The organism is Rhizobium arsenicireducens (assembly GCF_964021225.1).
Map to the genome: position 1 here is coordinate 212778 of NZ_CAXHYK020000001.1, position 15126 is coordinate 227903.

Annotated in this window: 14 protein-coding genes; 8 read left to right on the forward strand and 6 right to left on the reverse strand. The window is 63.8% G+C overall.

Annotated elements, in window-relative coordinates; genetic code table 11:
• From ACWPVA_RS01030 to ACWPVA_RS01050, 5 genes are all read right to left on the reverse strand, one after another.
• A complete protein-coding gene (locus ACWPVA_RS01030) occupies positions 1 to 873 on the reverse strand; it encodes an ABC transporter permease (RefSeq protein ID WP_454285899.1) in 873 nt (290 codons plus the stop codon).
• Positions 870 to 1820 carry an ABC transporter permease gene (locus ACWPVA_RS01035; protein ID WP_454285900.1) on the reverse strand — a complete coding sequence of 317 codons (951 nt, stop codon included), beginning with the start codon at positions 1818 to 1820 and terminating at the stop codon, positions 870 to 872. The genes ACWPVA_RS01030 and ACWPVA_RS01035 overlap by 4 nt, the downstream gene beginning before the upstream one ends.
• Positions 1821 to 2073: 253 nt before the next feature.
• A complete protein-coding gene (locus ACWPVA_RS01040; RefSeq protein ID WP_454285901.1) occupies positions 2074 to 3597 on the reverse strand; it encodes an ABC transporter substrate-binding protein in 1524 nt (507 codons plus the stop codon).
• Between the two features lie 234 nt (positions 3598 to 3831).
• Positions 3832 to 4101 carry a DUF982 domain-containing protein gene (locus ACWPVA_RS01045; RefSeq protein WP_454285902.1) on the reverse strand — a complete coding sequence of 90 codons (270 nt, stop codon included), beginning with the start codon at positions 4099 to 4101 and terminating at the stop codon, positions 3832 to 3834.
• Positions 4102 to 4228: 127 nt separating this feature from the next.
• Positions 4229 to 5104, reverse strand: a complete 876-nt coding sequence (locus tag ACWPVA_RS01050) for a PfkB family carbohydrate kinase (protein ID WP_454285903.1) — start codon at positions 5102 to 5104, stop codon at positions 4229 to 4231.
• Between the two features lie 217 nt (positions 5105 to 5321).
• Here ACWPVA_RS01050 and ACWPVA_RS01055 point away from each other — a divergent pair, with 217 nt between their 5' ends.
• Together ACWPVA_RS01055 and ACWPVA_RS01060 are read left to right on the forward strand one after the other, a co-directional pair.
• Positions 5322 to 6107: a ThuA domain-containing protein gene (locus ACWPVA_RS01055; RefSeq protein ID WP_454289497.1), complete on the forward strand. Its 786-nt coding sequence runs from the start codon at positions 5322 to 5324 to the stop codon at positions 6105 to 6107.
• Entirely contained in the window at positions 6107 to 7159 is a 1053-nt protein-coding gene (locus ACWPVA_RS01060) for a Gfo/Idh/MocA family protein (RefSeq protein WP_454285904.1), read from the forward strand. Before ACWPVA_RS01055 ends, ACWPVA_RS01060 begins: the two co-directional genes overlap by 1 nt.
• Positions 7160 to 7249: 90 nt before the next feature.
• Here the strand turns inward: ACWPVA_RS01060 and iolG are convergent, their stop codons facing one another.
• Positions 7250 to 8245 (reverse strand): inositol 2-dehydrogenase, encoded by a 996-nt coding sequence (iolG, locus tag ACWPVA_RS01065; protein ID WP_454285905.1) that lies wholly within the window; start codon positions 8243 to 8245, stop codon positions 7250 to 7252.
• A 208-nt stretch (positions 8246 to 8453) separates the two neighbouring features.
• Between iolG and ACWPVA_RS01070 the strand changes: the two genes are divergently transcribed.
• The 6 genes from ACWPVA_RS01070 (at position 8454) to iolB (ending at position 15100) form a co-directional block, all read left to right on the forward strand.
• Positions 8454 to 9272: a MurR/RpiR family transcriptional regulator gene (locus ACWPVA_RS01070; protein WP_454285906.1), complete on the forward strand. Its 819-nt coding sequence runs from the start codon at positions 8454 to 8456 to the stop codon at positions 9270 to 9272.
• 129 nt (positions 9273 to 9401) lie between these two features.
• The gene (locus ACWPVA_RS01075) at positions 9402 to 11327 is read left to right on the forward strand and encodes a bifunctional 5-dehydro-2-deoxygluconokinase/5-dehydro-2-deoxyphosphogluconate aldolase (protein ID WP_454285907.1); all 1926 of its coding nucleotides are present in this window, start codon (positions 9402 to 9404) and stop codon (positions 11325 to 11327) included.
• Positions 11324 to 13144 carry a 3D-(3,5/4)-trihydroxycyclohexane-1,2-dione acylhydrolase (decyclizing) gene (gene iolD, locus ACWPVA_RS01080; RefSeq protein ID WP_454285908.1) on the forward strand — a complete coding sequence of 607 codons (1821 nt, stop codon included), beginning with the start codon at positions 11324 to 11326 and terminating at the stop codon, positions 13142 to 13144. Before ACWPVA_RS01075 ends, iolD begins: the two co-directional genes overlap by 4 nt.
• 2 nt (positions 13145 to 13146) lie before the next feature.
• The gene (gene iolE / locus ACWPVA_RS01085; protein WP_454285909.1) at positions 13147 to 14052 is read left to right on the forward strand and encodes a myo-inosose-2 dehydratase; all 906 of its coding nucleotides are present in this window, start codon (positions 13147 to 13149) and stop codon (positions 14050 to 14052) included.
• Complete coding sequence (locus tag ACWPVA_RS01090; RefSeq protein WP_454285910.1) at positions 14049 to 14294, forward strand: hypothetical protein; 246 nt, start codon at positions 14049 to 14051, stop codon at positions 14292 to 14294. The genes iolE and ACWPVA_RS01090 overlap by 4 nt, the downstream gene beginning before the upstream one ends.
• Entirely contained in the window at positions 14291 to 15100 is an 810-nt protein-coding gene (gene iolB / locus ACWPVA_RS01095) for a 5-deoxy-glucuronate isomerase (protein WP_454285911.1), read from the forward strand. Before ACWPVA_RS01090 ends, iolB begins: the two co-directional genes overlap by 4 nt.
• Positions 15101 to 15126: the final 26 nt, after the last annotated feature.

The following is a 15126-nucleotide window of genomic DNA, read 5'->3' on the forward strand; positions in this document are numbered from 1 at the left end:
TTACATCCTCCCCTTGTCACGGGGGTCAAGAAGGTCCCTTAGCCCGTCGCCCAGCATGTTGAAACCGAAGACCGTGAGCGCGATCGCAACGCCGGGCAGGATTGCCAGCCATGGCGCCAGGGCGAGATAGGTCTGGGCGTCGGCCAGCATGCGGCCCCAGGTCGGCGCCGGCGGCGGCATGCCGAGACCGAGGAAGCTCAGGCCCGCTTCTGTCAGGATCGCCAGGCCGAGCTGAATCGTCGCCTGGACGATGATCTGGTTGGAGATGTTTGGCAGCACATGCTCGACCGTGATCAGGAATGACCCCTTGCCGGCGCCGCGGGCGGCGAGCACATAGTCGCGCGACCAGACCTGCTGCGCGGCACTGGCTGTCACGCGGGCAAAGACGGGCACCATGAAGACGGCGATGGCGATGATCGCGGTGAAACGGCCCGACCCCATCAGCGCGCCGAGCATCATGGCCGAGAGGATCGGCGGCACGGCGAAGATCACGTCGTTGGCCCGCATCACGAAGGCTTCGGTTAGGCCGCGGCGGGCGGCAGCGAGAACGCCAAGCGCCGTACCGAGGGAACCGCCGATTGCTACGGCCGCGGCTGCCGTCGACAGCGAATTCCACGCGCCGACCATCAGCATGGAGGCGATGTCGCGGCCGAACTGGTCGGTACCCAGCAGGCCATAGGCCAAGGGCGGCTTCAGCTTGTGGATGATCTGCATCTTGGCCGGCGGCAGCGGTGTCCAGACGAGCGACAGCAGGGCGATCGCCACGAGCGCCAGGATGATCGCGCCTCCTATCGCGAGATTGGGCCGGCGCAGGATCAGCCACGGACTGTAGGCCGTGAGCCTGGCCTTGGCGCTCTCGACAGGTGCGCTCATCGGCCTCGTCCTCTCAGTCGCGGGTCGAGCACCAGATAGGAGAGGTCGACCAGGAAATTCATGACGATAACGAGACCGGCGAAGAACAGCACGACGTCCTGCATGACGATCACGTCGCGCTGGGTCAGCGCCTGATAGGCGAGGCGGCCGAGGCCGGGCAGGTTGAAAACGTTCTCGATCAGGATCGCGCCGGCGATCAGGAAGGTGAATTGCAGGCCGAGGATGGTGATGACCGGCACCAATGCATTGGGAACGGCGTGGCGCCAGAGTGCAACGCGGCGCGGCAGGCCCTTGGCGCGGGCGGTGCGGACGAAATCCTCGTGCAGTACTTCGAGCACTGAGGACCGCGTCACCCGCGTCAGCACGCCGGCCTGCGGCAGGGCAAGGGCGACCGCTGGCAGGAGCAAGGCCTTCAGCCCTGCAAAAAGGCCGGCATCCCAGCCGGGAAACCCGCCGGCCGGCATCCAGCCGAGCGAGATCGAGAAGGCAAGGATCAGAAGAATCGCCACCCAGAAGCCGGGCACGGCGATGAACAGTTGCGAGAGCACGCCGGCAAGATAGTCGAAGCTAGAATTGCGTTTGGCCGCCGAGGCGACGCCGAGCGGGATGGCGATCGCGACCGAGATCACGATCGCCATCCCGGCGAGGGGCAGAGTGACGGCCAGCCTCTCGGCGATTAGCCCGGCCACTGGCACGCCATAGGTATACGACGTGCCGAGATCCCCGGTCAGCAGTCCGCCGAGCCAGAGGAAATAGCGCACCAGCAAGGGCTGATCGAGCCCGAGTTCGCGACGAAGGGCGGCCAGCGTGTCCGGGCTTGCCGAGGTGCCGAGCATGATCGCCGCCGGATCGCCGGGTAGGACGTCCATGATGACGAAGATCAGGGCCGAGACCGCGGCGAGCGTCAGGACGAGACTGCCAAGCCGCCGGGCGATGAGTGTCAGCATGGGTGGGTCCCTGACATGGCGGAACACCCCCTCTCGCCTGCCGGCCATCTCCCCCAGAAGGGGGGAGAGCAGTCGAGGCCAGCGTCCCGCCTGCAATCCGATGTTTCCGTGCTTGAGTAGATCCCCACCACCGCGCGATGGTGGTCGTTGGATCGGTGAGTTCTGCGTCTGGTCTTCTCCCCCCTCGTGGGGGAGATGGCCGGCAGGCCAGAGGGGGAGACAGCCATCCTGGAACCCGGTCTAGCTACCGTCCCTATTCCTCCCAATAGACCTCGGTCAGCACGTTGGACGGAATCGGTTCGTTTTCCCACAGTCCCTTCAGCTTCTTGTCCCAGATGCCGAGCTTGGGCATGACGAACAGGAACAGCGCCGGCACGTCCTCGGCGAGGATCTTCTGTGCCTCGCCATAGAGCCTGTCCTGCTCGCTCGTGTCTGCCGTCGCCTCTACCTTCTTCAGGATGTCGTTAAAGGCGGGGTTTTTGTAGCCGAAATAATAGGGATCGCGCGTATAGATGTCGATGTCCATCGGCTCGGCATGGGCGACGATGGTCATGTCGAAGTCGCGGCCCTTGAACACGTCCTGGACCCATTTGGCCGGGAACTCGGTCGGCTCGATGTTCATCGTCACGCCGATTTCAGCAAACAGCGCCTGCATCACCTGGGCGGAACGCGGCGCATAGGCCATCTGCGGGGTCTTGATGGTAAAGGTAAAGCCGTCCGGATAGCCGGCCTCGGCCAGAAGCGCCTTGGCCCTTTCCGGATCGTAAGGGTAGGTGCCGGTGAGGTCGACATAGCCGCGGTCGTTGGGCGTGTAATGGCTGCCGATCGCCGTGCCGTAACCGGACCAGGCACCGTCGACGATCACCGCGCGGTCGAGCGCCATCATCAGCGCCTGGCGCACGCGCTTGTCGTTAAACGGCTTGCGCTCGTTGTTCATGCCGGCCACGACCTTGAGTTCGGTATTGCCGATCACGGTCGTGAGCTTCGCGTCATCCTTGAAGCTTTCCACCAGTTCCGGCGCGCCGAATTCCGGGAAGGCGTCGACATCGCCGGATTTCAGCGCCGCGGCCTGCGCCTGCGGATCGGCGATGAAGCGGAAGGTGACCTTGTCCAGCTTCACCTGGACGTCTTCGTTCCAGTAGTCGGGATTGGCGGAAAGCTCCACCTTGTCACCCTTGGCCCAACTGACGAACTTGAACGGGCCGGTGCCGATCGGCGTGGTCTTAGCCTCAGTCGCGCTCTTGGTGCCGACGATGACCGATGAGGGCCAGCCGAGCCAGTAGAGCAGGCTGCCGGCCGGCTCCTTCAGCTTGAGCACCAGGGTGGCCGCATCCGGTGTCTCGATCGTGTCGATGGTGGCGAAGAAGCGCTTCTGCGGATTGACGCTGTCGGCCCCGCGGGCGCGCTCGAGAGAGGCCTTGGCGACCGAGGAATCGAAGGCCTCGCCGTCATGGAACTTCACGCCTTCCTCGAGCCGGAAGGTATAGGTGAGGCCGTCTGCGGAAATCTCCCAGGTTTTCGCCAGCTGCGGCTGGATCTTGCCGTCGCGGTCGATCGTCACCAGCCCCTCGAAGACGTTCTGCCAGGTGACCTGGCCGATGGCGACGGGTGCGGCAATCGTCGGGTCGAGGCCGGTCGGCTCGATGGTCATGCCGAGCGTCAGGTCCTTCTGGGCGGCCAGCGCCGGACCGGAGACAAAGACGGCCACGGTGGTGGCAAGTCCGAGAACCACGCTGCGGAGGAAATTGCGCCTAACGGCAAGCAAGGCATTGGTCATGAAAATTCTCCTTTTCTTGACGTAGGTTCCATTCTGGCATGATAGTCCGTGACGCAGTGCGAAAGAAACACTGGCATCTCGCAGGCGCCCGCACAATGTGGTTTTTCTTATCTGATGGAGTGGAGATCAAACTCCGGAGCCCCAGCGCCTGCCTTTGCCTTGGACGGCGCCGTACGAGGTCGTAGCGAGGGGAAGTGCCGCAGGGCGTTTTCGTCAGCGTGGTGGGAATTTCACTCAGGCAATGGTCTTGCCGGACTCTTCGGCGAGCATGCCTGCTTGGCGGGCTGCGGCGATGAAGGCCTTGCGCGCGACGTCCGCCGCCTCGTCGGTCTCTATCGCCAGGCGACACCAACGCGTGGCCCGTTCATAGGCGAAACCACTGCGCGTCGGCCACTCTTGCTCCAAAAAATAGAGGGCATCGTAGGGTTCGCGAAAGGTCCTGGCGAGGCCGGATTGCAGGATGAGTTCGATCGGGTCTGTCCAGGTCGGATGGGTGTCGTTCATGGCATACTCCATTGCGCCAACCGAACACACAAGTGGGGCAAAAGTTCCGCGGCAGTTCTGCCGTGGATTCAATTGTTTGTGATTGTTTGTGATGCCGCCGTCGCAGTGCGGCAGCCCTGCAAAGCCTTTAGTTCGACAGTTCCTCGGGCTCGTCGGCCCAATCGGGTCTTTCCGCCGCATCGCGCGCTTCGAGCCATTTCGCCGTTGCTTCCCCGGCCCATTGGGCCGCCTGCACCAGGCTCTCGCCGTTTATCAAGGCATGGAGCAGGGCGGCGCTGAAGCTGTCGCCGGCACCGATCGTGTCTCCCGTCGAAACGGCGTGGTTCACGCCCACGTCCTGGCGGTTCTTGCCATCATACAGGGTTGTCTCATGCGGCCCATCGGTCAGCGCGAGATGCTTCAGCCGGTCGCCGCAGATCCGCATGGCCGTCTGCCAGATTTCCTCCAGCCCCAGACCGGGAAAGTCGGCCCTCGAGCCGACCATGATATCGGCCGGGCGAGGGCTGGGCGTTCCCAAGGGGAACTGCGAGACCACGAGCGGAGCGGCTTCCAACGAGCGCAGGATGTTGTCGCACAGGCGGGTGCCGTTGACGTAGAAAGCCTCACCCTCGATCGTTGTCGGAACAGAGAAGCTGCGGCTGATCCGCTTCACGCCAGACAGGATGGTGCGTTCGCCGTTGGGTTCGAGCAGGATATCGGCGCAATCGGTTTCGCCGTCGGATATGCAGACATGCGACAGGTCGTAGTGCTTGGCGGTCAGCATGTCGAAAGCCCACCGACCGTGACCGTCACTGCACAGCGTGGACACCAGGCAGACCGGACGCTTGAGATCCATCAACCGCCGTGCCGTATAGTAGCCGCCGCCGCCCAGCCTGATACGGCGATCCGACCAGGTGATCCGCGCGCCGGAGCGCAGCGGCGCCATCAGCCGCCAGATGCGGTCGTGATTGATATGGCCGATGACGACGACGGAGTGTGCTGTGGCTGACGGGAAATCGGGCATGCCTTGCTGTCGCCTTTCTGATGGGCTCCGGATGCGAAGCGTTCAATCGCAGGTCAGCAACATGCCCTTGCGGCAGCATGGCGGCAAGGACCGGTTCCATCAAGGGCGGCCGGCAAGGTTTATCCTCACTCAACGCGCTTCTTGCGGAACCGGCTATAGTCCGATTTCATTTCGGTAAGGAGCATCTTCGCTCATGGCTCAGCAGGAGGAGATCGACGTGAAGATCAAGGCGGTTGTCTGGGGTGAAAACATCCACGAGCACACCAGCGACGTGGTTCGGGGAATCTATCCAGACGGAATGCATTGCACGATTGCGGCGGCGCTTAACGCCGGAGACGGCATTGCAGCGACGACCGCGACACTGCAGGAGCCGGAACACGGGCTGAGCGTCGAGCGGCTGGCCGCGACCGACGTGCTGCTGTGGTGGGGCCACAAGGACCACGGCGCCGTTGCCGACGAGGTTGTCGAGCGTGTCGCACGCCGCGTCTTCGAAGGCATGGGGCTCATCGTTCTCCATTCCGGCCACTTCGCCAAGCCGTTCAAGCGGCTGATGGGTACGCCCTGCGCGCTGAAATGGCGCGAAGCCGGCGAGCGGGAGCGGATTTGGACGGTCAATCCGGGGCATCCGATCGCCGAGGGCATCCCGGAAAACTTTGTTCTGGAAAACGAGGAAATGTATGGCGAGTTCTTTTCCGTGCCGGAGCCGCTGGAAACGGTATTCATCTCCTGGTTTGCCGGCGGCGAGGTTTTCCGCTCCGGGCTGACCTGGCGACGTGGCGCGGGCAACATCTTCTATTTCCGCCCGGGCCACGAGACCTATCCGACCTATCACGACGCCACCGTGCAGAAGGTCATCTACAATGCGGTGAAATGGGCCTACAATCCGCGTCCGGCCTATGTCGGCGTGCATGATGCCCCGAACGTTCCCGTCGGTCAGGCGCTCGAGCCGATCACCGAGCGCGGGCCGAAGCTGCACCAGGCCGGCGAAGAGGGTTACAAGTGATGATGCCGATCCGTCTTCTCGTCCTTGGCACGGGCGGCATGGCCAACACCCATGCGATGAATTTTGCCACGCTTCCCGATGTGCAACTGGTCGCGGCGGTCGATGTCGATATCGCCAAAGTGCGCGCGTTCGCCGCGCGCCACGACATTCCGAACACCTTTACGTCGCTTGACGAGGCGATCGTCTGGGGCGAATTCGATGCCGTGACCAATGTAACCCCGGACCGCATCCATCATCCGACGACGCTTCCCCTGCTGGCCGCCGGGAAGCATGTGATGTGCGAGAAGCCGCTCGCCGAGACCTATGCGAAGGCGGACGAAATGGCGACGGCGGCGGAAGCCTCGGGCCTGGTCAATATGGTCAATCTCACCTACCGCAATGTGGCGCAGGTGCAGAAGGCGCGGCAGATGGTGATCGATGGGGAGATCGGCCGGGTCCGCCATATCGAGGCGTCCTACCTGCAGAGCTGGCTGGTCTCCAAGGCCTGGGGCGACTGGACGAGCGAAAGCCAGTGGCTCTGGCGTCTGTCGACCAAACACGGCTCGAACGGCGTGCTCGGCGATGTCGGCATCCACATCCTCGACTTTGTCGGCTTCGGCGCGGCAATCGAGATCGACCATGTCTTTGCTCGCCTCAAGACCTTCGACAAGGCGCCAGGCAACCGGATCGGCGAATATGATCTCGACGCCAATGACAGTTTCACCATGACCGCCGAATTCACCAACGGTGCCATGGGTGTCATTCATGCCAGCCGCTGGGCGACCGGCCATCTGAACGAACTCAGGCTTCGGGTATATGGCGACAAGGGCGCGCTCGAGGTCATCCACCGCCCAGATGCCTCGAAGCTGCGCGCCTGTCTCAGGGAGGATGTGGAGACGGCGGTTTGGCGGGAGATCGAGGTCGACCCGGTCGAAACGAACTATCAGAAATTCATTGCGGCGATCCGAGAAGGCCACACGGAGGAACCCAGCTTCCGTCACGCAGCCAACCTGCAGAAGATCCTCGACCTTGCCCTGATAACCGAGCGCGAGCGGCGGGAACTTGCGGTGTAGGCGGCCGGAACACCTTCTCCCCGTCGGGGAGAAGGTGGCGCGCAGCGCCGGATGAGGGGGAGGCGAAGCCTCGAAGGATGGCGCGAAGGCTCAGTAGGCGACCTTGACGGCCGCTTTCTGTTCCACTGATTTCAACGCAGCATCGGCCAGCGCCAGCGCGATCAGGCCGTCCTCGGCCGAAGGCGAAAGCGGCGTGCCCTTTTCCAGGCTGTCGATGAAGGCCGAGATTTCGGCGGCATAGGCCGCGGTGTAGCGGGTCATGAAGAAATCGTGCAGCGGCGGGCGGGTATAGCCGTCCTTGGTGGCGATCTCGATCGACACCGGCCGTTGGTTCTCCGCGGACACGGCGCCCAGCGAACCATGCACCTCGATCCGCTGGTCGTAGCCATAGGAGGCGCGGCGCGAGTTGGAGATCATCGCCTGGCGGCCACTCTTGGTCGTCAGGATCAGGCTCGCCGAGTCGTAGTCGCCGAGTTCGCCGATCTTGGGATCGACCAGAACCGAAGCCGAGGCCATCACCGTGTCGATTTCCTCGCCGAGCAGATAGCGGGCCATGTCGAAGTCGTGGATCGTCATGTCGCGGAAGATGCCGCCGGACACCTTGATATAGTCTGCCGGCGGGGCACCCGGATCGCGGCTGGTGATCGTCACCATCTCGACCTTGCCAATCGTGCCCTTGTCGATTTCCCGGCGCACGGCCTGGAAATGCGGGTCGAAGCGGCGGTTGAAGCCGAGCATGACCTTGCCGCCGACCTTGCGGACCGTTTCCAGGCAGGCGCGGGCGCGGTTAACGTCCAGGTCGATCGGCTTTTCGCAGAAGATCGCCTTGCCGGCTTTGGCGAAACGCTCGATCAGGTCCGCATGCGTGTTGGTTGGGGTGCAGATGATGACGGCGTCGATATCCTTGTCGGCCTCGATCTCGTCGATCGTCTTCACCGCCGCGCCGGAAGCCTCGGCGATCGCCCTGGCCGCCTCGGGAAAGGCGTCCGCGACCGCGGCCAGTTTCGCCCGCTTGTCCTCGGCGATGGCACGCGCATGTACCTTGCCAATCCGTCCGGCGCCCAAAAGGGCCAGTTCCGTTACCATGGTCTTCTCCTCCCTTGGTCGCCTTGCCCAACCGGCCTCAAGCGCCCTAAACACCGTTCGCGCGTGCCCTCGTTCTCGCTCCGGGCCACCGGTGGCGGTACAGTGGCGCAGGCCGTCGAATGGAGCCAAATCTCCATTTGGAATATACATTCTATTTTGCTAGATTGCGATATCGTTTGTGTCAAGCGGCATTGCGGAAAGGACAGTCATGACGGAAATCGGCGGACCGGCCAGCATCAAGGCCTTCGAGGAAAGGCTGCTGGAAGTGTCGGAAAGCCTGCCGAAGCGGCTGCGCCAGTGTGCCGATTACGTCGCCGCCAACAAGGATCGGATCGCGGTCTCGACCGTCGCGGAAATGGCCGAAGGCGCCGGTGTCCAGCCGTCGGCCTTCATGCGCTTCTGCCAGATCCTCGGCTTTTCGGGCTTTTCCGAAATGCAGAAGCTGTTTCGTGATTCCTTCGTCGGCGGCTGGCCGGATTATTCCACGCGCCTGCAGCATATTCGCGACATAGGCGAGGGCAGCCCGACCGCATTGCTCGCCGAATTCGTCGAGGCCGGCCGCACCTCGCTCGAGGGGCTGTTGAAGTCGGTCGAGCCGGAAATGCTGGAACGGGCGGTCGAGGTGCTTGCAGGCGCCGGGATGATCCACATCATCGGCTTGCGCCGCTCCTTCCCGGTCGCCAGCTACATGGCCTATGCGCTGGAAAAGATGAATGTTCCGGCCATGTTGCACAGCGCCGTCGGCAAGCTGGAGAGCCATCACGCCATCCGACCGGGCGATGTGCTTCTGGCGATCACCTTCTCTCCCTATTCGGCAGAGACGATGGAACTGGTCGAGGAGGTCGCGAAGAAAGGAATTCCGATCGTCGCCGTGACCGATACGATCGTCAGTCCCCTGCGCCGGTTCGATGCGATCACGCTGTCTGTCTCCGAGGTTGATTTCGGCGCCTTCCGTTCCCTGTCGGCGACGCTGTGTCTTGCCATCACGCTCTCGGTCGCGGTTGGAACGGCGCAGCAGGAATCCTGAATATTTGTATTGAAAATTCTAAAAATGGAATTTAAAGTCCATTCCAAGAGGAGAGCAGGCTGCGGTTCCGCGGCCGCCTGAAGGAATGGACGGCGAGGCCAGCGACCTGCCGCCCGAAGGGAGGTTCGTTTGGCACAACTCGATCTGATCACGATCGGACGCTCGTCGGTCGACCTTTATGGCGCACAGGTCGGCGGCCGGCTCGAGGACATGGCCTCCTTCAACAAGTATATCGGTGGGTCGCCCACCAATATCGCGGCCGGCACGGCCCGGCTCGGGCTGAAGTCCGCCGTTCTCACCCGTGTGGGCGACGAGCACATGGGGCGCTTCATCCGCGAGCAGCTGGTGCGCGAGGGCGTCGACGTGCGCGGGGTGAAGACGGACCCGGAGCGGCTGACCGCGCTCGTTCTCCTCGGTATCCGCGACGAACACCAGTTTCCGCTGATCTTCTACCGCGAGAACTGCGCCGACATGGCGCTGTGCGAAGATGATGTCGATCCCGACTTCATCGGCTCGGCGCGCTGCGTGCTGGCGACCGGCACCCATCTGTCTCATCCGCGTACCGAGGCCGCGGTGCTGAAGGCTTTGAAGATTGCCCGCGATGGCGGCGCCAGGACCGCGCTCGACATCGACTACCGCCCCAATCTCTGGGGGCTCGCCGGCCATGGCGCCGGAGAAAGCCGCTACATCGAATCCGAGGCGGTCACCGCCAAGCTGCAGGCGACGCTTCATCTGTTTGATTTGATCGTCGGCACGGAGGAGGAATTCCATATCGCCGGCGGGACGACCGACACGGTCGAGGCGCTGAAAGCGGTGCGCCGCGTCTCCGATGCCGCGCTCGTCTGCAAGCGTGGCGCGATGGGTGCGGTGGTGTTCGAGGGGGCTATCCCCGACAGCCTCGACGAAGGCCAGGCGGGCGAGGGCTTTCCGATCGAGGTGTTCAACGTGCTGGGTGCCGGCGACGGCTTCATGTCCGGCCTCATGAAGGGTTGGCTGACTGGCGAGGACTGGTCGACCAGCCTCAAATTCGCCAATGCCTGCGGTGCCTTCGCCGTCTCGCGCCACGGCTGCACGCCGGCCTATCCGAGCTGGGAAGAGCTGCAATATTTCTTCAGGACCGGCATCCGCAACAAGGCGCTGCGCAAGGACGAGGCGCTGGAGCAGGTGCACTGGTCGACCAATCGCAAGGGCGACTGGTCTAAGATGCGGGTGTTTGCCTTCGACCACCGCTTGCAGCTGGAGGCCATGGCAGACGAGGCCGGCGTCCCGCGCGAACGGATCGGCGCCTTCAAGACGCTCTGCCTGAAGGCGGCGCTTGATGTCGCTGGCGGTGCCTCCGGTTACGGCATCCTCTGCGACAGCCGGCTCGGCCGCGACGCGCTCTATGCGGCGAGCGGTTCGGGCCTGTGGATCGGTCGACCAGTGGAATGGCCGGGCTCGCGGCCGTTGACGCTCGAGCCGGAGATCGGCCCGGATTTGGGCGGACTAGTCGAGTGGCCGCTCGAAGATGTGGTCAAGGTTCTCTGTTTCTATCACCCCGACGATACGGCCGAGCTGCGCGCCGAGCAGGAGGCGACGGTGCTGCGCCTCTTTGCCGCCGCCCGCCGCAACCGGCTGGAAATGCTGCTGGAGGTCATTCCTTCCAAGGTCGGCCTGACCGATGACGACACGGTTGCCCGGATCATCGACCGCTTCTACGAGATCGGCGTCTATCCCGACTGGTGGAAGCTGGAGCCGATGCGCACCGAAGCCTCCTGGGCCAATGCCTGCGCCGCCGTCGAGCGCCACGATCCCTATACCCGCGGCATCGTCGTGCTCGGGCTCGACGCGCCGCAGGCCGAGCTCGAGGAGAGCTTCGCGCTTGCCGCCCGCTTCGCGCTGGTGAAGGGTTTTGCCGTTGGCCGGACGATCTTCGGCGAGGCGGCACGCAAGTGGCTGTCCGGCGCGATCAGCGACGGGCAGGCCGTGGAGGAAATGGCGCAGCGCTACCGCAGCCTCTGTTCCGTCTGGGACAAGGCCCGGCAAGGACCAGGCGCACTGGGAGAGAAGGCATGAAAACGGTGAGACTGACGGCGGCGCAGGCGATGATGCGCTACCTCGCCAACCAGCTGAACGAGGACGGTGTTCCCTATATCGCCGGTGTCTGGGCGATTTTCGGTCATGGCAACGTGGCGGGCATCGGCGAGGCGCTCTATTGCGTGCGTGATCGGCTACAGACGCTGCGCGGCCAGAACGAACAGTCGATGGCCCATGCGGCGATCGCCTATTCCAAGCAGCTGCGCCGGCGTCGCGCCATGGCCGTGACCTCGTCGATCGGTCCGGGTGCCGCCAACATGGTGACGGCGGCGGCGCTGGCCCATGTCAACCGCCTGCCGGTGCTCTTTATCCCGGGCGACGTCTTTGCCAATCGCGGGCCCGATCCGGTATTGCAGCAGCTGGAGGATTTTGGCGACGGCACGATGACGGTCAACGACTGCTTCAAGCCGGTTTCCCGCTATTTCGACCGCATCATGCGGCCCGAACAGTTGCTGACGGCGCTGCCGCGCGCCATGCGCACCATGACGGACCCGGCCGATTGCGGTCCGGTGACGCTGTCCTTTTGCCAGGACGTGCAAGCCGAGGCCTACGATTATCCCGAGAGCTTCTTCGAGCCGAAAGTCTGGCGGCAGCGCCGGCCGGAGCCCGACGCGCAGGAATTCGAGGCGGCGGTTGCTGCTTTGAAGGCGGCGAAGAGCCCGGTCATCGTCGCTGGCGGCGGCGTGCATTTTTCCGGCGCCACGGACACGCTCAAAGCCTTCGTCGAGAAACACGGCATCCCGGTCGTCGAAACGCAGGCCGGCAAGTCGGTGCTCGCCTGGGACCACGACCACAATTTCGGCCCGGTCGGCGTGACCGGCGCCGAATGCGCCAACATCATCGCCGAAAAGGCCGACCTGGTGTTCGGAATCGGTACGCGATTCCAGGATTTCACCACCGGCTCCTGGGGTCTGTTCAAGAACCCGGACCGTCGCATCCTGGCGCTCAACGTCCAGACCTATGACAGCGCCAAGCATGACGCCATCCCCTTGACGTCAGACGCGAAGATCGGCCTTGAAAGACTGTCGGCCGCGCTCGGCGATCATCGCTTCACGCCGCCGGATGCCGCGATCAAGGCCGGCTGGTTCGCCAAGGCCGATGCCGTGACCGCGCCGCCGAAGGATGGCAATCAGTTGCCGACCGACATGCAGGTGATCGGCGCCGTACAACGTCAGTCGCGCGACAACACGGTCGTCATGTGCGCGGCCGGCACTATGCCGGGCGAGTTGCACCAGCTGTGGAAGGCCAAGCTACCGCTGTCTTATCACATGGAATACGGCTTCTCCTGCATGGGTTATGAGATTGCCGGCGGCCTCGGCATCAAGATGGCCGAACCCGACCGCGACGTCATCGTCATGGTGGGCGACGGCTCCTACATGATGATGAATTCGGAGCTTGCGACGTCCGTCGCCATGGGTCTCAAGATCACCCTCGTCATCACCGACAACCGCGGCTACGGCTGCATCAACCGGCTGCAGATGGGCACCGGCGGGGCCGAGTTCAACAATCTCTACGCTCATACCAATGTCCATCCGATGGCGATCGACTTTGCCGCCCACGCCGCCTCCATGGGGGCTAGCGCCCGCAAGGTCTCCTCGATCGCCGAGCTGGAAGAGGCGCTCGCCGCCGCACGCGACGCGACCGTCACCACGGTCATCGTCATCGATACCGACCCCTATCCGACGCCGGAGGCCGGCGGGCATTTCTGGGACGTCGCCGTTCCGCAAGTCTCGCCCCGCGCCGAAGTCAATCAAGCCCGTGTCCGCTACGAGGCGGCTCTCAAGGAAAGACGCTAAGCATGATCCTCTACGGTACCAATCCGATTGCCTGGTCGAACGACGACGATCGCTCGCTCGGCGCCCATATCAGCCTCGAGCAGTGCCTCGATGAAACGGCGAAAATCGGTTTCGACGGCATCGAGAAGGGTCACAAGTTCCCGCAGGATCCGGCCAGCCTCAAGGCCGTGCTCGAGCCGCGCGGCCTGCGCTACGTGTCCGGCTGGCATTCGCTGAACCTGCTCACCCACACGATCGAGGAAGAAAAGGCGGCGATGCAGCCGGCGCTCGACCTGCTGAAGGCCATGGGCTCGAAGGTCATCATCGTCTGCGAAACCTCGAACGCGATCCACGGCAATGACGCGGTGGCCGTCAACGACCGTCCGAAGCTCTCCGATGCCGACTGGGCCAAGTTCGGCGCCGGCGTAGAGGCGCTGGCCGAACATGCCACCGCGCAGGACATCACGCTCGTCTACCATCACCATATGGGGACGATCGTCGAGAGCGAGGAAGAGATCGACAGGCTGATGGAGAACACCGGGCCGCACGCGAAGCTCTTGCTCGACACCGGCCATTGCCTGTTCGGCGGCGGCAATCCCGAGCGGGTGGCGAAGAACCACATGCACCGCGTCGGCCACATCCATGCGAAGAACATCCGCCCGGTCATCGCCCGGCAGGTGCGCGACGAAAATCTCTCGTTCCTCGAAGGCGTGCGCCGCGGCGTGTTCACCGTGCCGGGCGACGCGGAAGGCGGGGTCGATTTCCCGCCGGTCTTGCGGATCGCCGCCGAGAATGGTTACCAAGGCTGGCTGGTCATCGAAGCCGAGCAGGACCCGGATGTCCGCAATCCCTTCGAATACCAGAGCCTTGGTTTGAAATCGTTGAAGGCCATGGCCAGGCAGGCCGGGCTGGACAAGGAGACAGCGTGAAATTTCTCGACCCGCAGCATCCGTTCTTCGCCCCGCTCTGGCGCCGTGTCCTGACCGTTGTCGCCCCTGCGGTCTGGGGGCTCGTGGAGCATTGGAATGGTGAGCCGGGCTGGGCCATCGTCTTCTTCGCCGCGGCGGCCTATGCGGGATACGCGCTGTTCGTAGTGCCGAAGACGGCGCCGGATGAAAAGCCTCCGACAGACGAGGCTGCGACCAGAGACGACAAGGGAGATGAGGGATGAGCGACCTGCTGCGCAAGCCGAAGGCCCCCTTTGGCAAGGTGCATGACATCACGCCGGCCGATGCCGGCTGGGGCTATGTCGGCTTCGGTCTCTATCGGCTGAAGGCCGGGGAGACGGCCACGGAACCGACCGGCGAGACCGAGGTCATTCTCGTCCTGGTCGAAGGCAAGGCCGAGATCTCGGGTGCGGGCAAGGATTTCGGCGAACTGGGCGACCGGATGAGTGTCTTCGAGCGCACCCCACCGCATTGCGTCTATGTGCCGGCCGACTCCGGCTGGTCGGCGACGGCGACCACCGACTGCACGCTTGCCGTCTGCACGGCGCCGGCCATGCCCGGCCGGGAGGCGCAGGTGATCGGCCCGTCCGGCATTTCGCTGGTCGAGCGCGGCAAGGGGGCGAACACCCGCTACATCCATCCGATCGCCATGGAGGACCGCGACGTGGCCGACGCGCTGCTGGTGACGGAAGTGTTCACGCCGTCGGGCAACTGGTCGTCCTATCCGCCGCACCGCCACGACGAGGACGTGTTTCCCGATATGACCTATCTTGAGGAAACCTACTATCACCGCCTCAACCCGGCGCAGGGCTTCGGTTTCCAGCGGGTGTTCACCGAGGACGGTTCGCTTGACGAGACCATGGCGGTCAGCGACGGCGACGTGGTCCTGGTGCCCAAGGGGCATCACCCCTGCGGCGTGCCTTATGGCTATGAGATGTACTACCTCAACGTCATGGCCGGCCCTTTGCGCAAGTGGCGCTTCCAGAATCATCCGGACCACGACTGGATCTATCAGCGTGACAATTCGTAAGCGCTGAGCGACATTTCACGCATCGA